19 protein-coding genes are annotated in these 23,033 nt (G+C 60.4%); 7 read left to right on the top strand and 12 right to left on the bottom strand.

Going from position 1 to position 23,033, the window contains the following annotated elements:
• The 4 genes from C1719_RS02560 to recJ form a co-directional block, all read right to left on the bottom strand.
• The gene (locus C1719_RS02560; protein ID WP_102373651.1) at nucleotides 1–1,053 is read right to left on the bottom strand and encodes an inorganic phosphate transporter; all 1,053 of its coding nucleotides are present in this window, start codon (nucleotides 1,051–1,053) and stop codon (nucleotides 1–3) included.
• 255 nt (nucleotides 1,054–1,308) lie between these two features.
• A complete protein-coding gene (locus C1719_RS02555; RefSeq protein WP_102373650.1) occupies nucleotides 1,309–1,974 on the bottom strand; it encodes an MBL fold metallo-hydrolase in 666 nt (221 codons plus the stop codon).
• Between the two features lies 1 nt (nucleotide 1,975).
• Entirely contained in the window at nucleotides 1,976–4,537 is a 2,562-nt protein-coding gene (locus C1719_RS02550) for a RelA/SpoT family protein (RefSeq protein ID WP_245874282.1), read from the bottom strand.
• A gap of 16 nt (nucleotides 4,538–4,553) precedes the next feature.
• Entirely contained in the window at nucleotides 4,554–7,895 is a 3,342-nt protein-coding gene (gene recJ / locus C1719_RS02545; protein WP_102373649.1) for a single-stranded-DNA-specific exonuclease RecJ, read from the bottom strand.
• Nucleotides 7,896–8,231: 336 nt separating this feature from the next.
• Between recJ and C1719_RS02540 the strand changes: the two genes are divergently transcribed.
• The 3 genes from C1719_RS02540 to C1719_RS02530 all read left to right on the top strand — a co-directional run bounded on the left by C1719_RS02540 (nucleotide 8,232) and on the right by C1719_RS02530 (nucleotide 11,579).
• The gene (locus C1719_RS02540; RefSeq protein ID WP_180963431.1) at nucleotides 8,232–9,362 is read left to right on the top strand and encodes a helix-turn-helix domain-containing protein; all 1,131 of its coding nucleotides are present in this window, start codon (nucleotides 8,232–8,234) and stop codon (nucleotides 9,360–9,362) included.
• A gap of 276 nt (nucleotides 9,363–9,638) precedes the next feature.
• Nucleotides 9,639–11,186 (top strand): threonine synthase, encoded by a 1,548-nt coding sequence (gene thrC, locus C1719_RS02535; RefSeq protein ID WP_102373647.1) that lies wholly within the window; start codon nucleotides 9,639–9,641, stop codon nucleotides 11,184–11,186.
• A gap of 51 nt (nucleotides 11,187–11,237) precedes the next feature.
• Complete coding sequence (locus C1719_RS02530; RefSeq protein ID WP_102373646.1) at nucleotides 11,238–11,579, top strand: winged helix-turn-helix domain-containing protein; 342 nt, start codon at nucleotides 11,238–11,240, stop codon at nucleotides 11,577–11,579.
• On the opposite strand, the gene C1719_RS02525 is transcribed toward C1719_RS02530, so the two are convergent.
• On the bottom strand, nucleotides 11,576–12,289 hold the full coding sequence (locus tag C1719_RS02525) for a response regulator (RefSeq protein WP_245874281.1): 714 nt from the start codon (nucleotides 12,287–12,289) through the stop codon (nucleotides 11,576–11,578). The genes C1719_RS02530 and C1719_RS02525 overlap by 4 nt on opposite strands.
• Nucleotides 12,286–13,470 carry a sensor histidine kinase gene (locus C1719_RS02520; RefSeq protein ID WP_245874280.1) on the bottom strand — a complete coding sequence of 395 codons (1,185 nt, stop codon included), beginning with the start codon at nucleotides 13,468–13,470 and terminating at the stop codon, nucleotides 12,286–12,288. The genes C1719_RS02525 and C1719_RS02520 overlap by 4 nt, the downstream gene beginning before the upstream one ends.
• Nucleotides 13,471–13,546: 76 nt before the next feature.
• Here C1719_RS02520 and C1719_RS02515 point away from each other — a divergent pair, with 76 nt between their 5' ends.
• From C1719_RS02515 to C1719_RS02500, 4 genes are all read left to right on the top strand, one after another.
• Entirely contained in the window at nucleotides 13,547–14,482 is a 936-nt protein-coding gene (locus tag C1719_RS02515; RefSeq protein ID WP_102373644.1) for an ABC transporter ATP-binding protein, read from the top strand.
• A gap of 9 nt (nucleotides 14,483–14,491) precedes the next feature.
• A complete protein-coding gene (locus C1719_RS02510; protein WP_102373643.1) occupies nucleotides 14,492–15,673 on the top strand; it encodes an ABC transporter permease in 1,182 nt (393 codons plus the stop codon).
• Nucleotides 15,660–16,886, top strand: a complete 1,227-nt coding sequence (locus C1719_RS02505) for an ABC transporter permease (protein ID WP_102373642.1) — start codon at nucleotides 15,660–15,662, stop codon at nucleotides 16,884–16,886. The genes C1719_RS02510 and C1719_RS02505 overlap by 14 nt, the downstream gene beginning before the upstream one ends.
• Before the next feature lie 272 nt (nucleotides 16,887–17,158).
• Entirely contained in the window at nucleotides 17,159–18,517 is a 1,359-nt protein-coding gene (locus C1719_RS02500; RefSeq protein ID WP_102373641.1) for a helix-turn-helix transcriptional regulator, read from the top strand.
• On the opposite strand, the gene C1719_RS02495 is transcribed toward C1719_RS02500, so the two are convergent.
• The 6 genes from C1719_RS02495 to C1719_RS02470 are packed head-to-tail and all read right to left on the bottom strand — an operon-like array spanning nucleotide 18,486 to nucleotide 23,025.
• Entirely contained in the window at nucleotides 18,486–18,767 is a 282-nt protein-coding gene (locus tag C1719_RS02495) for a DNA-binding protein (RefSeq protein WP_102373640.1), read from the bottom strand. The genes C1719_RS02500 and C1719_RS02495 overlap by 32 nt on opposite strands.
• Nucleotides 18,764–19,132 carry a DUF192 domain-containing protein gene (locus C1719_RS16300; RefSeq protein ID WP_102373639.1) on the bottom strand — a complete coding sequence of 123 codons (369 nt, stop codon included), beginning with the start codon at nucleotides 19,130–19,132 and terminating at the stop codon, nucleotides 18,764–18,766. Before C1719_RS16300 ends, C1719_RS02495 begins: the two co-directional genes overlap by 4 nt.
• 14 nt (nucleotides 19,133–19,146) lie before the next feature.
• Nucleotides 19,147–19,764: a hypothetical protein gene (locus C1719_RS02485; protein ID WP_102373638.1), complete on the bottom strand. Its 618-nt coding sequence runs from the start codon at nucleotides 19,762–19,764 to the stop codon at nucleotides 19,147–19,149.
• A gap of 11 nt (nucleotides 19,765–19,775) precedes the next feature.
• On the bottom strand, nucleotides 19,776–20,237 hold the full coding sequence (locus C1719_RS02480; RefSeq protein WP_245874279.1) for a TadE/TadG family type IV pilus assembly protein: 462 nt from the start codon (nucleotides 20,235–20,237) through the stop codon (nucleotides 19,776–19,778).
• Complete coding sequence (locus C1719_RS02475; RefSeq protein ID WP_245874278.1) at nucleotides 20,228–22,462, bottom strand: molybdenum cofactor biosynthesis enzyme; 2,235 nt, start codon at nucleotides 22,460–22,462, stop codon at nucleotides 20,228–20,230. Before C1719_RS02475 ends, C1719_RS02480 begins: the two co-directional genes overlap by 10 nt.
• Nucleotides 22,462–23,025: a TadE/TadG family type IV pilus assembly protein gene (locus C1719_RS02470; protein ID WP_245874276.1), complete on the bottom strand. Its 564-nt coding sequence runs from the start codon at nucleotides 23,023–23,025 to the stop codon at nucleotides 22,462–22,464. Before C1719_RS02470 ends, C1719_RS02475 begins: the two co-directional genes overlap by 1 nt.
• Nucleotides 23,026–23,033: the final 8 nt, after the last annotated feature.

Below are 23,033 nucleotides of genomic sequence, written 5' to 3'. Positions count from 1 at the left end.
TTACGCAATCATGAGGAATAGCTTGGCGCAGAGAAAACCGAGCAACCCGCAGCCCGGAAACGTCAGCACCCAGGTTTTAACCATATCGACCGCCACGCCCCACTTCACCGCGCTTTTGCGCTTGGCGGCTCCCACGCCCATGATGGCCGTGGTCTTGGTGTGCGTCGTGGAAACCGGCAGACCGCCGAACGTTGAGATGATGAGGCAGATCGTCGCGGCGAAGCTTGCTGCAAAGCCCTGGTACTTCTCCATTTTGACCATGTCCATGCCAACGCTCTTGATGATCTTCTTGCCGCCGATGGCGGTTCCAAGGCCCATGTTGAGCGCGCAGAAAACCATCAGCCAGATCGGCAGGATCATCTGATCGGCTTGGCCGATGCCCGTTGCAAGGGTGATGGCAAGCACGAAAACGCCCATGAACTTCTGCCCATCCTGCGCGCCGTGCATGAACGCTACGCCTGCGCCTGCGATGATCTGGGCCCATTTGAACACATGGTCGGATTTCTGCCGATCCGCTCCCGAACAGCATTTGGCGATGATCTTGGCGCACAGCCATCCGAAGCCGAAGCCCATGAACGTCGACAAGAGGATGCCGTAGATAACCTTCATCCACTCTGCGCCGTTGATGCCGGAGAGGCCTCCCTGCAGCGCGATCGCCGCGCCGGTAAGACCGGCGATCAGCGAATGGCTCTGACTTGTGGGGATGCCGAAGAACCACGCCGCCGCACCCCACACGATGATGGCAACCATGGCGGCCATGAGCGCGATGAGCGCCGCATGATGGTCTCCCCCGAAATCAACCATGTGGAATATCGTGTTGGCGACGGCGGATGAGACGAGCGTGATGACTAAAAGCCCGAAGAAGTTGCAGACGGCCGCCATGATGATGGCAGCCTTCGCCGACATGCAACGAGTCGACACGACCGTCGCGATGGCGTTGGGCGCATCGGTTGCGCCGTTGACTACGATGACGCCGATGTTCAAAAGGGTAACCGCGACCAAGGCGGGATTGGACATGAGCTCGGTGAGGAATACACCCCATTCAATGACCACGTGTGACCTTCCGACGATGTTTAAACCGCATCTGGGCATGGCACAGACAAGGGATAAGTTTAACGTATCTTTTACAAAGAAAAAGGCCGCATGCCCCGCTTTTTCGCGGGAAGGCGGCCCGTTGTGTAAAATTCTCGTAAAGTCGATTATCCATCCGGTCGTCGTTGCCGCGCATCGAGACAACGGAAATCGCCCGAAAGGCGAACGGCCGACGCCTCCCGAAAGCCATACGGATCGAGCCCCGCCTCGAAGCTCCTACGCGAACTGGGCGAAAATCCGCTTGCGCTCGGCGCCGATGGTCGTAAGGTCGTTGTGTCCGGGCAGGACAAGCGTTTCGTCGGGGAGAAAAGCCAGGCGCTTGAGCGATGCGCGCATATCCTCCATGCTGCCGCCTTCGAAATCGGTTCGCCCGATCGAAGCGCAGAACAGCGTATCGCCCGAGAGGAGCACCGGCTCGTTTTCGGGATGGTTGCCGAAGCGGGGATCGATGAACAGGCACATGCTTCCTTTGGTGTGGCCCGGCGTCATGATGATCTTCCAGGCCATATCGCCGATTTGAACGATATCGCCGTCTTCGACCAAGCTATCGACAGGACACGGCGTCATCCGCCGGCCGCTGCCGAGCGCGGGGCTGCCCTCTTCGATCAAGGGGGCGTCGATGACCGACGAGATAACGGTAGCGCCCGTTGCATCCTTGAGTTCGCGAGCGGCTCCCACATGATCGTAGTGATGATGCGTCAGCACGATGGCATCGAGCTTTCTTTCGCCGAGCGCCTCGAGGATCTCGTCGGCGTGGCAGCTCGGATCGACGACCATCGTCGCCTTGCCGTCGCCTATGATGTACGTGTTGTTCGAAAGCATGCCCAACACGAGAAACTCGATGTCAACGCAGCCCCTGTTCACCTTATACCTATCGGACATGCTATTTCCCTTTCTTACGGGAGGTTTCACCGGGAAGCATGCGGCGCGCATCGAATACGCCCCCTACGCCGCGCAGCTTCGTTGTGATCTTGTCGATGTAGGAGATATCGGATACCTGGAACAAGAAGCGCATCTCCACCATTCCGTCTCGATGCGAGGCAGTCGTGCACGAAAGGACGTTAGCCCCCATATCGGCAAGCACCACCGTAACATCGCGAAGCAGGTTCATGCGATCAAGCGCTTCGATGAAAACCTCGACCTTGTACGATGCGTTCTGCGTCGGTGCGTTTTCCCACGATACTTCGATGATGCGTTCGGGGTGTTGCATGAGATCGACGGCATTGGGGCAATCGGCCCGATGCACCGAAACGCCGCGTCCCCGCGTCACGAACCCGAGGATATCATCGCCCGGCACCGGGTTGCAGCACCGAGACAGACGCACGAGCACATCGTCGATACCCTTCACCACGATACCGTTGGAGGTGTGCGCCTCGTGTTTCTTGGGGCGCTTCACGCTTGTGAGCATGGGAGGAAGCTTGCCCGTCGACATGTCCGACGAACCAAGACCGGGGGTTTCGGCATCCTTTTCGGCGCGGTCGACGAGAATCTTCAGCAGGCGGTTCGCCACATGCGTGGCGCTTTCCTTGTTCGTGCCTATCTGGACGAGCATATCGTCGGGATCGTTGTAGCCCAAATGTTCGGAGACCGTCTTGACGGCGCGCATGCTCTGGGCGCTCGAGATTCCCAAACCGTGCTTGCGCATCTCGCGCGTCAGCTTGTCGCGACCGGTCTGCAAATCGTCGGAGCGGCTGATCCGCGAAAAGTACGAGCGGATCTTGCTGCGAGCCGACGGCGTCTTCACCACGTTGAGCCAGTCGCGCGAAGGGCTTGCGCTCTTCTGCGTGAGGATCTCGACGCGATCCCCGAGCTGCAGTTCGTAGGTGAGGGGCACGATCGAGCCGTTCACCTTCGCCCCCACGCAATGGTTGCCCACCTCGGTGTGGATCGCATAGGCGAAATCCACCGGTGTCGAACCTGCCCGCAAACTCATGACCTCGCCTTTCGGTGTGAACACGAACACCTCGTTGGGAGCAAGGTCGACCTTGAGCGATTTAAGGAATTCGCGCGAATCCTTGGTTTCGTCCTGCCAATCGACCATCTGACGCAGCCATGCGAGCTGCTGGTCGAGGCCCATATCGCCCTTGCCGCCCTTCTCTTTGTAGCGCCAATGGGCGGCGACGCCGTACTCGCTCGTACGATGCATGTCTTCGGTGCGGATCTGCACTTCGAGCGGACGGCCCGCGGGACCGATGACCGTGGTGTGGAGGCTTTGGTACATGTTGAACTTCGGCATGGCTATATAGTCTTTGAAGCGACCCGGCATCGGATGCCAGAGCGTATGCACTGCACCGAGCGCCGAATAGCAATCCTTCACCGATTTCACGATCACGCGCACGGCAATGAGATCGTATATCTCCGAAAAGCCCTTGCCCTTCTTCGTCATCTTCTGATAGATAGAGTACAGGTGCTTCGGCCTGCCCATGATCTGCGATTGGACGTTCACCTTGTCGAGTTCTTCGTGGAGGATGTCGATGATCTGCTCGAGGTAGTTCTCACGCTCTTCGCGGCTTTCGGTAACCATGCGCGACACCTGCTTGAACTTGTTCGGCTCAAGATAGTAAAACGCGAGGTCCTCGAGCTCCCACTTGATGGAGTTGATGCCCAAACGATGCGCGATCGGCGCGTAGATCTCAAGCGTTTCGCGCGATTTGAAGATGCGGCGATCCTCTTTCAAGGCCGAAAGCGTGCGCATGTTGTGCAGACGGTCGGCAAGCTTGATCACGATCACGCGGATGTCCTTGTTCATAGCAACGAACATCTTGCGGATGGTCTGAGCCTGCTCGTCGGAGAGGCTCTCGACTTCGATACGGGTGATCTTGGTCACCCCATCGACAAGCTGGGCGATTTGCGGGTTGAACTGTTCGGCGACCTGCTCGCTCGAAACGTCGGTATCCTCGACCGTGTCATGCAGAAGCGCCGCGCAGATCGATTCGACGTCCATCCGCAGATCGGCGAGGATAAGCGCAACCTCTACCGGATGGGCGATGAACGGCTCGCCGCTTTTGCGGCACTGGCCCGCATGTGCATCGCGCGCGAACAGAAACGCTTTTTCGAGCATCTCCTCGTCGGGTTCGTTCATGTACGCCGACGTTTGGCGCCTGAGCTCGGCGAACCGCATCTCGGGCGTTTCGGCGCGTTTGCGATCTGCCTTGGCTTCGGGGGCGAAGCTCTTTTCGGTCGCGCGCGCACGGCCGAGCAGCTCTCCATCGGCTTCGCCTGCGGCCGCCTTGTTCGCCTTAGCGGGCTCTCCGATAAGCTCTTCTTTTTCTTTACGGGGTTTTTTCTTAGCCGCATCGGCCTGATCGCCGCGCACGGCTTCCGTTTCGGAAGACCCGCTTGCCATATCGTTGTCGGGAACCGCATGCACCGTGGTCGGCACCACGACGTCCTTCGTCGCAGCGCGTCCTGCGCGGCGGCTTTCGCCTCGCTCGGATTGCTCCATGCGTCCTCCCTTCCGTCTATCGGTTTGCGCTGCCGGGAAGGATGGGCCCGGACACGCGCTTGTGCAATATTTCTCTTTGGCTCTTTATAGCCCATTCGCGGAAAGATTGGAATATCTCGCGTTCGCCGAGTCCTTCGCGATACCGCACGCTATCGGTGAGCTCCACCTTGCTGCCGGCTGCCTTCACGTGAATCGAACGCATGGCTTCGCCAGAAACGAAGGCGGTGTGCGTTTCGATCAGTCCGAGCTCCCGGAACACCGCCACGCCGCAAGCGGCCGACGCAGCGCTCACGGGCGCATGCTGGTTGGCGCTCGCTTTCGCGGCGAGGTCGGCGTTGGTCGCAGCGAAATATTCTTCTGCGCTTTCCTGCTGCATGCGCCGCAGTTCGCGGTACACCTGGGCGAGGCAATCGTGATCGGGCGTCGTATCGCGCAAAAGCTGCTCGTTTACGGCAGCGTCGCCGCGCCCGAACAGAAGGTGGATGACCGCCCGCTCGCCATCGCGCCCCGCCCTGCCGCTCATCTGGTTGAACTCGATTTCGTTGAACGGCATGTGGTAGAGCACCACGTGGCGGATGTTGGGAATGTTCACGCCCTCGCCGAACGCGGAGGTTGCCACGAGCACGGCAAGCGCATCGGTTCTGAACAGCTCTTCGATCCGCTTGCGATCGGAACGGGTAAGGCCCGCGTTGTAGAACCCGATGAGCGGAGCCATATGCGGCGCAAGCTTGCGAAGCGCCCGCGCAAGCGCCACCGATTGCTCACGCGAATTCACGTAGATGACCGTCTTCTCGCCGCCGGCGATGATGTTGGCCAGGTAGCTCTCGCGGTTCTTCAGGTTGCGCTGGTCGTCGATTTCGAGGTTTTCCCGGCGCGTGCCGTCGAGCACCGTGCGTTCGATGCCGAGCGTCGATACGACGGCTTCGGCCACCTCGGAATTCGCGGTAGCCGTCAGGGCGAGCACCACGGGTTTCCCAAGCTTTGCGATAGACGAGCCGATCGAGGCGTAGGCCACGCGCTGCCCCGCCTTCGCCATGCCAATGTGGTGGGCCTCGTCGACCACGACGAAGCCGATGCGGCGCGCACGGGCGAATTCGTCTGCATGGAAAGCCAGGAATTCGGGCGTCGTCAGCACGATGTCGCACGAACCCTCGCGCAGGGCATCGAACGCCTGACGCCGCTCTTCGGGAGTGTTCTCGCCAGTGAGCACCGCCGACGCGATGCCGAACGCCTCGAGCGCTTCGCTGAGATGGAATGCCTGATCGGCGATCAGGGCCCGCAGCGGGTACACGAACAGGCTCGTCCCGCCGCGCAACAGCGCCTCGCATGCGGCATGAACCTGGAAGGTGAGCGATTTCCCGCGTCCTGTCGCCATGACGGCAAGCGTCGAAAGCCCCTGGCCCAGAGCATCGAGCACTTCGCGCTGCGATTCGTGCAGGCTGCCGTCCCCGATGAGGGCCTCGATGACGGCAGCCTGCAGCGCATCGGGGTCTTCGGCGGCTTTCCGTTCCCAGAACCTGCGGTTCTTATCGCGTTTTGCCTCGTAGGCTTCGACCGCTTCGGCGCTTTCCTGGCAATCGGAGCAGATCTCGGCATCGCTCGTCGCGTACAGATCGCCCACGAAACTCACGTTTTCGGGGTTGAGGCACGCTTCGAGCCCCGCGCAGGCGCGGGCGGGCGCTATCGAGGAAAGCATGGCTTTAACCGTGCGCCTGCCCCGCCATTCGTCGATCTGCACCTCGAACGCAGCGTTGACCACGCTGTCGCAGTGCATGAGCGTTTCGAGATCGGAACAGTGGAACATGATGCCCGCGACCGAATGCTTCCCGTCCGAAAGCTGACAGGAGAAATGATTCTTCTCGGCTCCCACCGCGCGGCAGCCCGTCAGCGTAACGTCGCGGGCAAGGTAGCGGGGCACTGGGTTTTCCTGGCCGAATGGCGCAAGCTGCGAAAGCTCCTGAACGTTCTCGAGCGTGAGCTCGGACAGATCAACGCACGCATCGATCTCGATGCGCGGGTGGAAGCTGTCGGGCGGAAGCTCGTCGAGGCAAGCGCACAGGCGCTCGGTGAACTCGGGAAGCTTATCGGCTGGAAGCGTGACGCCGACGGCAGCCTCATGCCCCCCGAACCGCGTAAGCAGATCGGACAGGCTCTCAACGGCCTTGAACAGATTCACCTGGCCGACGCTGCGGCCCGATCCGCGCGCTTCATCGCCGTCGATCGTGAACAGAAGGGCGGGCACGCCGTAGGTGTTGACGAGCCGGCTCGCCACGATGCCCTTGACGCCCTCGTGCCATCCGTCTCCGGACACCACGAGCGCGCGTTGGCCGTGATACAGCTCGGCCGCCTGAACCTTCGCGATCTCAGACAGCTCGGCCTCGATGGTCCGCCGCGTATCGTTGATGCTCTCAAGCTCGGCGGCTTTCCGGCTCGCCTCTTCGAAATCGTCGGAAAGCAGCAGATCGAGAGCCGCCTGCGCATCGCCCATGCGACCCGCCGCGTTCAGTCGGGGAATTATCGAGAAGCTCATGTTGGTAGCGGTAAGCTCCTTATCGGCGACACCCGCCGTGGCAAGCAGTGCGGCGATGCAGGGGCGCGGAGCCTCGTTCATGCGCGCAAGGCCATCGGTTACCAACGCGCGGTTCTCGGAGCGCATGGGCATGAGATCCGCAACGGTGCCGAGCGTGGCGAGGTCGGTGTACTCGCGCCACAGGTGCGGCTTGCCCAAGCGCCCGCCAAGCACCTGCACGAGCTTGAGGGCGACGCCCACGCCGGCGAGAATGGCGCTCGGGCAGTCGGGCACGCACTTGGGATCGGCCACCGGCACGCCCTCGGGCACCAGATCGGCGGGTTCATGATGGTCGGTGATTGCCAGACCCACGCCTTCCCGCTTGATGGCCTCCGCCTCGTTTTTCGACGCGATGCCGCAGTCGACCGTAACGATGAAATCGGGCGACAGCTCTTTGATGCGCTCGAACGCCTCGACCGACAGTCCGTAGCCCTCTTCGAAGCGCAGCGGAATGAACGGCGTGACGCGGCCGCCAAGATCGCGCAACCCTCGGGTAAGCGTCGCGGTTGCCGAGATGCCGTCGAGATCGAAATCGCCGAACACGATGATGTGCTTATCCGATTCGATGCACGATTCGAGCGCATCGGCGACGTCGGACAAGCCCGGGATGATGTACGGATCGAGCCAATCGCGCTCAAGCGAAGGCGTAAGGAACTCCCTCGCAGCCTCAGGCGCATCGATTCCGCGCGCAACAAGCGTGGCGGCGACGAAATGCGGCAAGCCGAGGTCTTGCTGCAATAGGGCAACGGCGGCCGGATTTGCCGCCAGAATGTTGAACTGGGCTGACATGTGTATCGATACCTTACGTGCGAGTCGTCTGCTTTCGGGTTCATTGTCGCACAAACCCGCTGCCGTGTCATGGAGGAAACGGCAGATGCTGCACTTTGGGGGCGACTGTTTTCCCGCCCGAAAGCAACGCGGAGCATTCCCTTTTTCCCGCTACGTAAAACGCCTGGTCAGAATATCCGCAACCTAAACGCGCGCGAAAATGAACGAAACGCAACACCAGATTGCTGGGAGTTGCGCGGTTGCAACCGTATTGTGAAGTCATGCCGAAGCGCGGAGTGCAGGGCCCGCATCCTTCCGCTTCGGATACAATACGACAAACCACGAAAGGAATCACCCATGAGCTTTGCGGACAATCTCGTCTACATTCGCCAGCATTACGGCGTCACCCAAGAAGCCCTTGCAGAGCAGCTCGGCGTATCCCGCCAAACCATTTCGAAATGGGAAGCGGGCATCAACTTCCCCGAAACCGACAAGCTGCTCGCCCTGTGCGACATCTACCATACGAACCTCGACGACCTCATGCGCGGCAGCATTCGCATCGCCGACGAGAGGGACACCGAAATCTACGACGAGCACATGAACCGGCTTAGCATCACCACCGCGCTTGCCGTCGCAATCATCATCACGGGCACCGGCGTGTTGACCACCCTTGACGCGCTCGGGTTCCCCGACAACGTATCAACCGTCGCAATGCTCTCGTTCCTCGTCGTCGGCGTGGTCACCGGCATCATCGCAGGCCTCAACCATAGCGAATTCAAGCGCAGGCACGCCGCCATCGACCCTGTCTACTCCGATGCGGTTCTCGATCGATTCGGCCGTCGCTTCACGCTGATGATCGCCGCAGGCGTGGGCATCGTCTTGCTGGGCATTATCTTCATGGTGGGCCTTGCCCCCGAGCACGGCGACGTCATCGATCTGGGATTCGCCTCCTTCGACGAGGATCTGATTGCCGGCCCCTTCATGTTCCTGCTTGCCATAGCCGTGGGGCTTTTCGTCTACGCAGGCCTGCAGAAATCGAAGTACAACCGCTCTGAAATCACCTACATCGCCGACGGATCATCGCCGAAAACCCCAGGTCCACGCGTCAAAACGCCCGAAGAGCTCAATCGCGACCACATCATCGGATCGCTCTGCGGCATCATCATGATCCTCGCCGTCATCGTCTTTCTCGTAGGGGGCTTTCTACCGAGCTTCGACCAATTCGCCCAAGGGGGAATGGACAAGTTCGAGATCAAGAACTTCATCAAAGGCCTGAACGGCGGGTTCGCCGTGAGCTGGCTTGCCTTTCCCGTTGGAGGACTCCTGTGCGGCGTGGTGGCCATCATCGTGAGCATGGTGCACAAATCGAGCGACGAGATCATCGCGGAAGCGCGCAAGGAGGACCCTTGGATCAAGGTTGCGACGGACAGTGCGGCATCGAGCGCGGAACAGCGCGTCCCGAACGGCCCGAACGACCCGCACGCATAGGAAGCAAGTTCCCGATTCCCCGCGCAAAAACGCCTCCGAAACGGCTTTTTCGAAAGGAAGGATCACGGCGGGGTCGAAGGGCCTTTTCCCCGATCTCGCACTCGCTTTCGCCGAATCGACGTTTTCCATCGCGCCATCGCGAGACGGCCGGCTATGCGACGGCGCCCCGATCCGTCTCGTGCGTATTGCATGAAATCAACTCCGTTGCGTGCATTGCCCCGTCATGGCGCATACTATACTGAAACGGCTTTTCACCAAGACAGAAGGACTGCTCAGATGAACCAGAATCGCTACATCGACACCCGCGGACTCTGCGACGCCCCCGTCCCCTTCACCGAAGCCGTCGTCAACGGGCTGGCCGACGGAGGCGGGCTCTACGTGCCCGAAAACCTGCCGCGCTTCTCGCTTGGCGAGATCACGGCGCTCGCGGATGTGCCTTACGCCCAGCGCGCAGCGCGCATCTACCAGGCGTTCGATATCGATCTGGATCCCGAAACAATCGAAAATCTCATGACGCAGGCGTACGGAGAGAACTTCGACGACGAGGACATCTGTCCCATCACCACCCTCGACGCCAACACGCACGTGCTCGAGCTGTGGCACGGCCCCACGAGCGCGTTCAAAGACATGGCCCTGCAATGCCTTCCCCGCTTCTTCTCGGCAAGCGCTGCGGCGCTCAAAGAGCAGGGCAAGCTCGACAATGATTTCCTTATTCTCGTCGCCACCTCGGGCGATACGGGCAAAGCCGCTCTCGAAGGATTCAAAGACCAAGAAGGCGTGCGCATCTCGGTCATGTACCCGCACGGCGGCGTAAGCGATATCCAGTTCAAACAGATGGCAACTCAATCGGGCGGCAACGTGATGGTCTGGGCGGTGCGTGGGAACTTCGATGATTGCCAAACCGGTGCGAAAGCCGTCTTCGGCGATCGAGAGTTCAACGAGGCGCTCGCAAGCGAGCGGAAGATCGCCCTCTCAAGCGCGAACTCCATCAACTGGGGCAGGCTGCTGCCGCAAGTCGTCTACTACGTTTCAAGTTACGCCATGCTCGTTCGGGAAGGCAAGGTGGCCCCGGGGCAGCCGATCGACGTCTGCGTTCCCACCGGAAACTTCGGCAACATCCTCGCCGCATGGTATGCCAAGCAGGTCGGCACGCCCATCGACATGCTTCTGTGCGCAAGCAACGAAAATCGCGTGCTTGCCGATTTCATCAGTACCGGCACCTACGACATCTCCCATCGCGAGTTCATGCTGACGCCCTCCCCCTCGATGGACATCCTCGTATCCTCGAACCTCGAACGCCAGCTCTTCGAACTGACGGGCCGCAACGGAGATGCCATCCGTTCGTGGATGGACGACCTGCGCGAGAGAAGGGCGTTTCGCATCGACGAGGAGACGTTCGCCAAGCTGCGGAACCACTTCACCGCCGATTCCATCGACAGCGCCGCGTGCTTTGCGGCCATAAAGAACGTGTTCGAGCACCACAACTACCTGATCGACCCCCATACGGCAGTCGCATACCAAGCCGCCGAAAACCTGCGCGGCGAAAACCCCGTGCTCATCGCAAGCACCGCCCATTGGGCGAAATTCGGCGAAAACGTCTATCGGGCGCTGCACGGCATCGAACCGGGCGGCGCGCTTCCCGACGAGGTCTCGGCTCTCAGCGGGTGCAAACTCAACGAGCTCATCGCGAAAGAAACGGGAATCGATCATATTCCCGCAAACCTTGCGAATCTCGACGAGACGGAAATCAGGTTTACGGATATAATCGACAGTGCGCCCGCAGACATAGAGCAGGCGATAACAGAGTTTCTGGACCAGCGGTAACCAGCCGATCGTTCGGTGTGGCCGCCCAAGACCGGATTGGCAGGTAAACCTATGGCAGATCTGAGCGCTTTAAAGCCCAGTATTCGTCTGAGCATCGAAAACCCCGCATCGGAAAGCGGATCAGTGTTCGGGCGGGGCATTGCGAACCTGTGCCTGGGCGTTCGCGAGACGGGCTCGCTCAACGCGGCGGCAAAGGGCATGGGTATGGCGTACAGCAAGGCTTGGCGCATCATCAAGGAAACTGAAGCGGCACTCGGCGTGCAGCTGCTCGATCGCGACGGAGCGCACGGCAGCACGCTGACCGAGGCCGGCGACAGGATACTCGATGCTTACATCGAGCTCGATTCCCGCATGAGCGCCATGGCCGAGAAAGCCCTTGAAGAACTGCTTTAAGCATCCGCCTTCGAAAGATCCCGGTAGAAGTACACCGCAAGCTGCGTCCTGTTTTTCAAATCGAGCTTCTGCAGGATGGCGCTTACGTGGTTTCGCACCGTGCCTTCGCTGATGAACAGGTTCGCAGCTACTTCTTTGTTGTCGTAGCCCTGGGCGATCAACTCGATGATATCGTACTCGCGCTCGGAAAGACCCCGTGTCAAAGCTGCGGATCTGCGGGCTGCCGCACCCTTTTCCCCGCGATCTTCGGTACGTGCACCGGCTCCGCCGCCGACATCGCCGCGCATGAGCGTATCCACCCTGCCGACCACTTCCCCGCCCAGCACGCTCTGCCCCGCCATAACCGATCGGACGGCGGGGGCTATGTTGGCAACCTCTTGCTTTATCAGGTAGCCCCGCACTCCCATGCGAAGCGCCTCCACGATGTACTCGTCATCCGAAAACGTCGTGAGGAAGACAATGCGCGCATCCGCATGCTCGCCGAGGATGCCGCGCGCGGCGGAAAGCCCGTCTGTTTCCGGCATCTGGATATCCATCAACAGCACGTCGGGACCGAGCTCATCGAACAGGCGAATCGCCTCCGATCCGCTTCCGCCCGTCGCAAGCACCTCGATATCGTCTTGCGCAGAAAGAATGGTCTTGAGCGATGTCTGCACGAACGGATCGTCATCGATTATCACGACCCGTATCGCGGTAGCCCCCTGCATCATGATTCTCCTTTCGGTATGGATGCGAACAAGCGGAAGCCGTTTTGGTATTCGGCTCGGAACACACCGCCGAGCGAACACGTCCGATCCCCCATCGTACGAAGACCGATGCCCGATCCCCGGCGTCCTTCGTCGATGCGGGAAAGATCGTCAACCAACACGTCGGTGGGAGGCTTGCTTCCGTTATCGTGCACGATCAGGCGGTAGAATGCCGGGTATTCGGCAACCGATACGCGCACGCGGTCCGCATCGCTGTGCTTCGCCGCGTTGGAAAGGGCTTCCCGCACGATGGCAATGAAACAGTATCCGATGGGCGCAGGCACGAAATCGGCATCGTAATCTATATCGACGGCAGGGAACCGCGCATCGCGAGCAATGGACGTCAGCTGGGTCCGCAGGTCGAACGAATCGTCGTGCAAGTCGTGCACGCTCACGCGCACGGTATCGAGTGCTTCGTGCAATGTTGCACCCACCTGCGCCAACTCGTCGGTGAGCGACGGATCGCCCGCATGCGTTACCTGCAGCGCTTCAACCTGCAAAACGGATCGCGTGAGCAAATGCCCCACGTTGTCATGTATCTCGCGCGCAATGCGACCCCGCTCGTTGAGCGTCGCGAGCGTCACCTCGTAATCCTGCTTGTCCTGCAGATCGCGGTTTTTCTGCTCGAGAGACAGCGATGCCTCCCTCAATTCGTCGCGAAGCGCCGTGAAGCGCTCGCGCTCGTCTTTCTCTTGAGACGTGCGAAACGACAAGCCGCACGCGGCGATGGTGAGAACCAGCACGAAAAAGAACGATTGCATCGGAAGAAAGGCGAACGCAACAAGCAGGGGAACGATCCAGCAGCCTTTGAGCGCCGCGGGCTCGGTTCGGAGGCAATCGTAGGCGATCAGCGGAACGAACAGCACGAACTGATGAACGAACAGGGCCGACGCGCAGTACAGGACAAGCGCCGCCCAACGAAAAAACCGAGGGATCGACGAAAGCTCGAACAGGCCGCTAACGGTCAAGGCGATCAGCATGCCGACGACGATGCCCGTTGAAAACGGGGCGGCCAGAACCGTCGCCAGGCAACAGGCGATGACGATGGCTTTGTCGAGGAGCCGCTCCATGAGCCTATTGTATCCGAGGAACCCGCACGAAACAGCAGCATGGGAAACCGATTGCAAAGTTGTGACATTTGTCATGGAGGCAGTGACCCTGGTCACTTTCGCCGCCTGCGGCGTTAATGCACAATGATCGTAACGACACTCAGGAGGGACTATGGACATCGTCGACGTGAACAATCTCGTCAAACGCTACAAAGACGTACTCGCGCTCGATCACTTCGATCTGCACATCGAGCCAGGCGAGGTGTTCGGCCTGCTCGGTCCGAACGGCAGCGGCAAAACCACGGCCGTGAACTGCATTCTGCAGCTCCTCACCTACGACAAAGGCGAGATCAAGCTGTTCGGCGAGACCATGGCGCCAAGCCGCTACGACCTCAAACGGCGCATCGGCATCGTTCCGCAGAACGTCGCCGTGTTCGAAGAGCTGACCGTGCGAGAGAACATCGATTACTTCTGCGCCCTCTACGTTTCCGACAAGGCGAAACGCAGACAGCTCGTCGGCGAGGCCATCGAGTTCGTGGGGCTCGAGGATTACGTGAAGTTTCGTCCTCGGAAGCTATCCGGCGGTCTGCTGCGACGACTGAACATCGCCTGCGGCATCGCGCACAAGCCCGAGCTCATCTTCTTCGACGAACCGACCGTCGCGGTCGATCCGCAGAGCCGCAATTCGATCCTCGAAGGCATCCAGCGCTTGAACCGCGAGGGCTCGACCGTCGTGTACACGAGCCATTACATGGAAGAGGTCGAAGAGATTTGCACGCGCATCATGATCATGGACCACGGCCGAACGCTTGCCTGCGGGACCAACAACGAGCTCAAGGCTATGATCGGAACAGGTGAGAAGATAGAACTCGAAGTGCTCGACCTTTCCGATGCGGCGCTCGCCGACGTCAAGGCGCTTTCCCACGTGCGGCGCGCTTCATGCGATGGGAAAACCGTAACGATAGCCTGTTCGAGCGGCACGCACAACCTCAGCGACATCCTGCATGTGCTCCAAACCCACAACATCGCGTTTGGCCGCGTGTATTCGGAACCGCCCACCTTAAACGATGTTTTCCTCGAAATCACCGGCAAAGAACTGCGCGACTAGGCGGCCGCTATGTGGAATACCTTCAAATACACCATCGCCGCGCTGCTTCGCGAGAAGAACGTCCTTTTATGGGCACTGCTCTTTCCCATCGTGCTGGCAAGCCTTTTCTTCGTCATGTTCGCGAATATCGAAGAGGCCTACGAGTTCCAGCCTATTCCGACCGCCATCGTCGACAACGGCGCCTTCGAGGATGCCGAGAGTTTCGATGTGATGATCGAAGTTCTCAGCGAACCGGGCGACGATCAGGTGCTCGACGCCCACTTCGTTGCAGACGACGCATCCGCCCGAAAGCTGATGGACGAAGGCGAAGTCGAAGCCTGCATCCAGGTCGGCGCGGACGGCAAACCGCAGCTCTATCTGCCGAGCGCCCAGAAACTCGAAACCGGCACCAGCGTATCCCAGACCATTCTGAAGGATATGATCGACCGCTACCTCCACACTCAAAAGGCAGTCGAGCAGATCGCAGAAGAAAACCCGAGCGCGTTCGCCGACCCTGGCTTTCTCTCCTCGCTCACCGATCTCGGCAGCTATACCCAAGAGATTTCGGTCACCGCCAACAAATCGTCTGAATCGGTACGCTACTTCTATGCGCTGCTCGGATTCTCTGCGATCATGGCAGCGAACATCTCGCTTGTAGGCATCACCCGAACTCAGGCCAACCTCTCCCCGATCGGCGCTCGACGCGCGGTCGGTGCAACAAGCCGCTTGAAAACGCTAGCGGCAACCCTTGGTGCATGCTGGGTGCTCTCTTTTGCCTGCCTGATGATCGGCTTCATCTACATCCGATTCGTCCTCGGCATCGATTTCGGCGGCAGAGATGCCGCCTGCACGCTCGGGCTGGCCGCGGCCTCGCTCATGGCAACCGCCCTCGGCGCTGCGATCGGCAGCATTCCCAAGCTGCCCGAGAATGCAAAAAGCGGCATCCTGACCGGACTCTCGTGCACGCTCGCCCTGTTCGCCGGACTCTACGGCACATCGAGCCAGCGACTTGCCGACGAGCTCGCGAGAACGGCGCCTCTCGTCCAGGCGGCAAACCCGTCCAAACAGGTAGCAGACCTGTTTTACAGCCTGTACTACTACGACACGCTCGACCAGTTCTTCGCCGTCATCACGGTGATACTTGCCATAACCGCCGTGCTTGCCCTTGTAGCGGCGATCTTCATGAGGAGGCAGCGCTATGCAAGTCTTTAAGGCCGCGCTCCGCGTATTCGCGAAACACCCGATCTACATCAGCATCTACATCGTCTACCTCGGGTTCATGGGCCTGTTCATCGGCACGAGCAACATCGATGCCCCGCAGGACGAATTCGTCGAGAACCGCCCGAGCATCGCCGTCATCGATCGCGACGGAAGCGATCTGTCGCAGGGCATCGCCGATTTCATCGGCACAGGCACAACGGTCGTCGAGCTGGAGGATTCGCGGCAGGCCCTCCAAGACGCAACCGCCCAAAGCCTCGCGCCCTACATAGCCATCATTCCCGAAGGATTCGGCGAAGACTTCGCCCGATCCCTGGAAAACGGCGGCGAAGCTCCCCTTATCGACACGATCGTAAGCTATGAATCGATAGCTGCGAACATGATGAACGGCCGAGTGAACGAGTACCTCGACATCGTTGGAACGCTGATGAAAAGCGGGGCCGCGAATACCGAAGCGGAAGCGGTGGAAATGGCCGCGCGCAGCATGGAGGACTCGACCGACGTCACCATGGTGCAACTAGGCGAATCGGTGCCGATCTCGCAGCAGTACATCCTTTACATGCGGTTTTCGGGATACACCGCCATGCTCGGCATCATCGTCTGCATCGCCGTAGTCATGGGAACGTTCAACAGAACCGAGGTTAAGAAGCGGGATCTCGCCTCACCCGTCAGCGCGCTCTCGATAAGCTCCCAAATTGCCGCGGCATGCGTGATCATCGCCCTCATCACATGGGCATGGGTCAACGTCTTGGGACTTGTGGTGTTCAGAGATTCGCTTGCAGCCGTCTCGCCGATCGCGCTCGGCCTCATAGCCTTGGCATCGCTTGCGTTTTGCACCGTCGCCCTTTCGATCGGATTTTTGATCGGCCAACTGACGACAAGCGAGATCGTGATGAACGCCGCCGGCAACATCACCGGCTTGGTCCTCTCGTTTTTGGGCGGCCTATGGGTGCCGCTCGAGTACCTCGGCGCCTCCGCGATCGTCACGGTAGCGCGTTTCACTCCGACGTTCTACTACGGCAATGCGATCGACCAAATCACTTCGCTTCGCGATTTCAGCGCGACGAACCTTGCGCCTGTTTTCGGAGCCATGGGCATCATGCTGTTGTTCACGGCGGCCATCTTCGCCATCGCCCTCGCAATCGGGCGCCTTCGGATACGAAGCGCCGAGGCGGGAGGCAACGCGGCCGCCCAGGCGGCCCATTGATCGAGCTTGCCGCAGCGACGTCTTCTTCCAGCACCACCGCCGCTGCGAACCCGATGCGGGTTCGCAGCGCTCACCCAGCCTGCTTGCGCCGATAGCTCTCTCGCTCCTTCACCGTGGGCGGCTGTTCGCCCCGACCCCTACTCTTACTTGAATCACTGCCCAATCGCACCTCTTCCGTGAGCATTCCGAGGTGGCAGGCGAGTTTCAGGTATAATGGTAAGAGCCGTCGCATTTTCGGCGGCATCGCACGGCGGACTATCCGAACGGACACGATGAGCCACGAGCTGGAATCCATAGCAGAAAGCACAGCAGCCCTATCCTCCACCGCGCAGGAAGAGCCGTCAACCATGGCGGCGGCAAAACCTTTTGCCCGCAAGCCGATGCGGGACGAGCGCATCGGCGCCGTTCGCTGGCTGGGATTGGCCTGCTCATTCGGAATCACGCTCTGCATGCCGTTTTTATCGATCGGCGTTCTTCTGGCGGTCAAACCCATCCTTCCCGCTTCGTATCAACCAGTCGGTGCCCTAACTTTCGTTTTGGTCTTCGCATACATCATGGCATGCCTCTTGGCAATCGGGGAGGCCACCTCCCGGCCGCTTACTCCTCGCTCCCGCAGCAAACGGCCGAGCGCAAGACTCTTCGCAATCGGATTCGCCCTCGCCGTCGGCGCGCCCGCGATCGTTGTCGCCGCTGCCCCCTATGTATCCCAATCGCTTCTTGCCAGAGGACTGGTTTGCTTGCAGGCGGCGCTTTGCGCCGGCGGCTTCGCAGCATGCCTGATAACATCGATCCGCTGGTATCGCACAGCATTCGGCCGCACGCGCGATGAAAGCGCATCCGCTTCGGCCTCATCGGTAGAGCCCGGCGACGCTTCGCCGCTCTCGCTGCCCGCAAACATCGTGTTGAGGGTGCAAAACGGGTTTGATCGAAGCACCGTCAGATCACTCGCGGGCATCGGGCTGGTGTCGTGCGCTGCGGGCATCGGCATGATATCGCTCCTCGCACCTGCCCGGATCGGCGATGCCGTCCTCGGGAGCATCGGAATCGCGCTTGTCGTCCTCTCCTGTCCTCTCAGCATCCTCGTTATCCGCGCCGAGCGATGGACGAGGGTGGCGCTCGCTCAATGGCTCGGTCTTCTCGTCGGGTTGAACATCGGTTACTTCACGCTGTTCGGAGGAGCTCTCGGACCCCATCTTGCAGCCCTTCTTTCGGCGAGCTGCATCGTGTTGTTCCTGCTTGGCGCGGCATGCCTTCTCAGCCATTCGACCGAACGCCAAATCGCGCTGCCCATCGCGTTTCCCATACCCGAGCAGATCGTCGCCCTCGATGACTTCTGCTCCGATGCGGCAAAAGAGTTCTCCCTCACACCCCGCGAAGAGGAAACCCTGCTGCTTCTGCTCGAAAACCTCGATGCCCACGAAATCGCTGAAGAACTCGGGGTATTGCCCAAAACCGCAAAGGCGTACCTTCGCAGGATATGCAAGAAAATCGGAGCAGACTGCATCGATGACCTCATAGAAACCCTTGATGCCTGGGATGCACAGCGATCCGAAAGCGTTGCCGTGCCCGTTGCTGCGGATCCGCAGCAACCCGAGGACGCTACCGAGCCTGGTCTATCGGCACGAGCGTGATTTCCACGCGGTATGCGCGGGCGGGCCGATCCGTACCGCCTTGTTCCCGAGGGCGATCCGGAGACAGCTTGCAGCCCGACGGCCCACCGCCCGCAAGACTGCCGTTTGCAGGCTGAACCGCAAACGCGCCCTTTCCCCCCGCCGTCGCAGACGCCGCAATAGCATCCGCCCCGCCGAACCGATGGAGACAGCCGTAGCATATATCCATGTCGTCGAACGTCACCGCTGAGCACACAGGGCATTCCTTCATCGAGACTCCTCTCGTTTCGCTTCCCGAAAGATGGAAAGGGCCAGCCTGTCCCCCTCCTTAAACCACGTCCGGCTCGGGTCATGTTCCCTTTCAAGCGCCATCACCGCTTTTCCGCCCATCACCCGGCGGTTCGGCTCAAGCCCGCGTCGAACCGCCACAACGAGGCCATCGCCGTTTGCGAAGGCGACATCTATCGGATACCGCATACCGTAGGTATGCACTCCCCGACAGGGAATCAAAAACAGCGTTTCAGAACAAGATTCCGTCCCAAGCAAACCCCGCATTCGAGATGCTGCGGTTGCCGCAATCGAAACAGGTGAAGGCTCGAGCTTTTCCGATGCCTCGCAGCCAGCTCTTTCGTTCATAGAGATCCTCCTCCTTATCGTATCTGTATAACCACGCCGACAAGCCCGTCGGCATCGGTACACGAGAGCATGAGCCACGAATACGATCCGTCGCTCTTAACGAACGTACCCGCCCCGGAAAGACCGCTATCGACGCCGATCCACCCCTTGTCAGCCAGCTCGCACGACAGGCGGGAAAACGTCTGCGCCGCCGAACCCCGACCGACGAGCCCCACCACCGAGCCTCCGTCGGCCACAAGCACCTCGTCGAATCCCGCAGGATCCATTACCTCCTCGAGAAACTCCGAACAAACCGTTCTTTCGAAACCTCGTGCCCGCGCGATGTCGTCGATCGTCGGCACAATAGGGCTTTCAGCCCAATCTGCCGCACCTTTTGGCAAAGCGCTGCCGTCGAAACCGTCGGCCCGCCCTTCCGAATCGCCTTCAGAGCCGACAGCCGCGCCATCCGCATCGAAGAGATCGGCAACCCCGCCGTCCGGCTCGGCGGCGGAATCCGCCGAGCCAGCCTCCGATGGCACCGTCTGCGCGGACCTCGGCGTTTCGTTTTGCGCCGCGCAGTCGAACCAATCCACGAGAGCATCGATGGCAAGCACCGCCGCAAAGCCGATGACGATGATCGCGCATGCCGCCATGCAGCGCCTTCTCATAGCAGGACTCCCGGTTTATAGCAGTCGATCGTCATAGACGCCGAGTGCTCGATCTGAGGCAACGCCACCCCGAAAACCGACGACTTGAGGCCGAGGCCGAACAGCGTCGGTGCAAAACGCTCGGTCGCCGTGAACTTCGCATGCCCCCCTGATTGGGACTCGACGGCAACGTCGATGGAAAGGTTGTCGCGCTGCACCGATTCCTCGAGAGTGCCCAGCACCAAAACGCGGCTGTCTTCGAGCGTCTGGCCGTAGGAGGGCGACGCCGCATGCACGCGGACGGCATCGCGAAAAAGGCGGTCGAACGATGCGCAATCGGCGAAGAAAAGCAATGCGTTCACGCATATGACCGCAACGATCAGGAACACCGGAAAGGCAACCGCGAATTCGACGGTCATCTGCCCGCAACGATCGTGCAACCCCTTGGAACGCGCACGGCGAAGCATCATCATTCCCATCTTCGAACGCCTCCCGTCTGCGCGTAAACCGCCTTCATCCGATCGACCGAAGATCGGATCGCCTGGCCCGCAGCCGCCGTAGCCCATGACGGCAGTGCGATCGTCAGGGGAATCGAGGGTCCCGCATCGCCGAACGGCTGGACGACAGCGATCTTTATGCCGGCTTCGAAATCGAACAGCGCATCGAGCGACGACGCTTCCAGCACGGAAAGCGCCGTGGTGTACAGATCGGCATCGGCGGCATCCCCGAGGACGATGCCCTGTTCTTTTGCGGCCAGCAGCATCGAAGAGAATCCCGACGTATCGGCGATGAGCACATGGGCCGTATTCACGAGAACCGGCTTGGGAGAGTCGAGCTTTGCCGGATTCAGCCCCAACGATTCGAGCACCCCCGAAAGCGCATGCGCCGCCCATGTGCCGAGCCCGCTTTCGCTTGCAAGAGGCATACGGGAAAGCGCCTGTTCCGTGCCCCGCTGGAGCGCTTCGATTCCCTCCGAATAGAAGAGCAGCAGCGACGACCACAAGTCGGCCACGATGCCGAGCGCGCCCACCGCAGCGCCGGTCGCACCCGAGTCGAAAGAGTCAAGCGCCGATGCGATGACCGTTTTTCCCTCCTCTGGATCGTCGCTCGCAAGAGTGGCCGCCGACAAGGCCGCACGAGCTCCAACCGAATCGCCTCCCTTTACAAACGAGCTGGGAAACCGCGCTGCAGCCGAGAGATCGGAGACGTCCGCGGCAAACGAGACGGCGCCGTATCTTCCCGGCGGGTTCGCTTCGATGCGGTAAGACGCGGCGCCCGAAAAAGCATCCCCGACTTGGTCGAGCAACGTTCGCGTCAACGATTTCGCTTCATCGGCATAGGGTTTTTCCTTCTCTTTCGCTTTCTGATACGCATCGGCGGCCGTCGCAACGATACGGTAATGGTATTCGAAGCCGCTCTCTATCGATGTTGTCGCCGCAGCCACCTTTCCCAAGCTCGCCGCCGTGAACCCGCATGCCGAGCACGTTTGGAACGAACCGGTTTCCATCTGATAGATCGAACCGAAACTCGATGGTTGTCCCGCCGAAACGTTCGGGCAACCGCTCCATGCGTGCATGACAGTCGACCCCTCGTCACCCACCGAAATCGGATAGACCGGTTCGGTGTAAAGGTCGGTCGACCTCATCTCCTCCGTGTTCTTCGCGAGCAAGGGAAAGGACGCTTCGAACGACTCGTCTGTTTCGCGCACGTAGCCTCTTCCGATCTCCCTGACAGCGTACTGGTAGAACCGCTTGCGAAGCGCCGAACGGGCGAGCGCCTCTGTCGACGAGCCCTCGGGAGCCTCCTGCGCAAGACGCGCCGGATAATATGCCTGGGCGCGCTTCAGGGCGACTGAAAAGCTCCAGGTATCGATGGAGCGGTACAACGGGTTGTCAAGGCCCGACAAGCCTGCAAGGCTTTCCGCTCGCTCGTACATGCAGAAACCAGGATCGTTGCCGCAATCGGCCAAAAACGCTTTTCGCTTCTCCTCCTTCGCCTCGCCTGCTGCCTCCTCGGCGAGTTCTGCCGCCTGCTTGATCCGCTCCTCGTTTTCCTCAACGCTCCGCACAAGATCGTCGGCGGCGTCGAGCGGCCCCACCTCGATCTCGCTCCCCTCGACGGGCAACACGACGGCGAAACCGAAATAAGCCGCCTCCCCCGCATTCGAGGAATTCGCTTGCACCACCGATGAGGCGTTCACCGCCGAAAGGAAGGGCAGAATCGCCTGGAAGCCGTTCAATCCCGATGCCGCCCGACTCGCAAACGAGTTTCTCGCATCGAAGATATCCGTCGCCGCTTTGATGAGCCGATCGGCAAGCGGCGCCGTCGCCGGAGCGCAAAGCGCGGCGACGCCGAGCCCCATCGTCGCAATACCCGTGAGGGACATCGTCAGCACCAGAGCATCGCACAACCTAACCACTATGCAGAACTCCGCAACCTCGTTTTCCGCTGCAAGCGCCGCGGCATCGGCAACGTTTTGGATGTGGGCGCTCTTCGACTCCACATCGTAGACTTGGGCACCCGTAAAGATAAGCGATAGAGTGATAAGCAGGGCGAACACCATACCGACTGTCGAGAGTCCCTCTTCGCTGCGCATAACATCGCAGAAGGTGCGCCGAGCGGGCGCACTTCCTGCAAGCGGCTTCGGTACGCAGCGTTCCAACCCGCATAGGGCGCTGCCGTGCAACCCGATACGCCCCCGCATCAGCGATCGCCTCCGACCCATGCTTCGGGATCGAGGCCGAACTCCGATGAGATTGCCCACGAAGGCTGCGTCGGGGCGCTGCTTGAAACCTCGAACGAGTACGCTCCCGTCGAATCGACCAAACCAAACAGCACTCCGGCAGCATCGACCAGGGGAAGAAGGCGAACCTCGTTCGCGATAGTCACCCGAACGCGACCCGACGTTTCATCGCCGTCGATGACGATGTCCCATGAACATCCGCCCGCATGCATGTGGAACTGATCCTGCGGCGGGATAGATGCAAGGCGCCGTTTCACATACGCCTCGCATGCTTCGGCCGATTCGCCCGCAGCATCGGTTTTGGTCGCGAGCAATCGGCAGCCCTCGGCCGCAGCCCCCTGCATGACCATGATGTCGTAAAGCAGTATCCCCGGCTGCAGAAGAAGCAGCAGGCAGAGGAAAACCACCGGAATCAGATACGCGGCCTCAACCGTTGCCTGCCCGCTTCTTCCGCGCCTTCCAGCGAGGCGAGCCCGAAGCTCGGTTCGCCTCTTCGAATTCCATAGCCGAATCAAACGCATCATCGTCTTCC

Origin of the sequence: Raoultibacter massiliensis (assembly GCF_900199545.1) — a bacterium.
GTDB classification, from domain to species: Bacteria; Actinomycetota; Coriobacteriia; order Coriobacteriales; family Eggerthellaceae; genus Raoultibacter; species Raoultibacter massiliensis.
The sequence above is the reverse complement of the archived record's forward strand: the minus strand, read 5'-3'. Positions and strand labels throughout refer to the sequence as shown.

Bases quoted from the DNA above. Each gene is read 5' to 3' on its own strand.
- C1719_RS02510 (WP_102373643.1), top strand. From the start codon at position 14,492: ATGTGGAATACCTTCAAATACACCATCGCCGCGCTGCTTCGCGAGAAG.
- C1719_RS02480 (WP_245874279.1), bottom strand. From the start codon at position 20,237: ATGGGAATGATGATGCTTCGCCGTGCGCGTTCCAAGGGGTTGCACGAT.
- C1719_RS02485 (WP_102373638.1), bottom strand. From the start codon at position 19,764: ATGGCGGCATGCGCGATCATCGTCATCGGCTTTGCGGCGGTGCTTGCC.
- C1719_RS16300 (WP_102373639.1), bottom strand. From the start codon at position 19,132: ATGAACGAAAGAGCTGGCTGCGAGGCATCGGAAAAGCTCGAGCCTTCA.
- recJ (WP_102373649.1), bottom strand. From the start codon at position 7,895: ATGTCAGCCCAGTTCAACATTCTGGCGGCAAATCCGGCCGCCGTTGCC.
- C1719_RS02550 (WP_245874282.1), bottom strand. From the start codon at position 4,537: ATGGAGCAATCCGAGCGAGGCGAAAGCCGCCGCGCAGGACGCGCTGCG.
- C1719_RS02555 (WP_102373650.1), bottom strand. From the start codon at position 1,974: ATGTCCGATAGGTATAAGGTGAACAGGGGCTGCGTTGACATCGAGTTT.
- C1719_RS02475 (WP_245874278.1), bottom strand. From the start codon at position 22,462: ATGCGGGGGCGTATCGGGTTGCACGGCAGCGCCCTATGCGGGTTGGAA.
- C1719_RS02500 (WP_102373641.1), top strand. From the start codon at position 17,159: ATGAGCCACGAGCTGGAATCCATAGCAGAAAGCACAGCAGCCCTATCC.
- C1719_RS02520 (WP_245874280.1), bottom strand. From the start codon at position 13,470: ATGACAAATGTCACAACTTTGCAATCGGTTTCCCATGCTGCTGTTTCG.
- C1719_RS02530 (WP_102373646.1), top strand. From the start codon at position 11,238: ATGGCAGATCTGAGCGCTTTAAAGCCCAGTATTCGTCTGAGCATCGAA.
- C1719_RS02540 (WP_180963431.1), top strand. From the start codon at position 8,232: ATGAGCTTTGCGGACAATCTCGTCTACATTCGCCAGCATTACGGCGTC.
- thrC (WP_102373647.1), top strand. From the start codon at position 9,639: ATGAACCAGAATCGCTACATCGACACCCGCGGACTCTGCGACGCCCCC.
- C1719_RS02505 (WP_102373642.1), top strand. From the start codon at position 15,660: ATGCAAGTCTTTAAGGCCGCGCTCCGCGTATTCGCGAAACACCCGATC.
- C1719_RS02515 (WP_102373644.1), top strand. From the start codon at position 13,547: ATGGACATCGTCGACGTGAACAATCTCGTCAAACGCTACAAAGACGTA.
- C1719_RS02525 (WP_245874281.1), bottom strand. From the start codon at position 12,289: ATGATGCAGGGGGCTACCGCGATACGGGTCGTGATAATCGATGACGAT.
- C1719_RS02470 (WP_245874276.1), bottom strand. From the start codon at position 23,025: ATGATGCGTTTGATTCGGCTATGGAATTCGAAGAGGCGAACCGAGCTT.
- C1719_RS02495 (WP_102373640.1), bottom strand. From the start codon at position 18,767: ATGAAGGAATGCCCTGTGTGCTCAGCGGTGACGTTCGACGACATGGAT.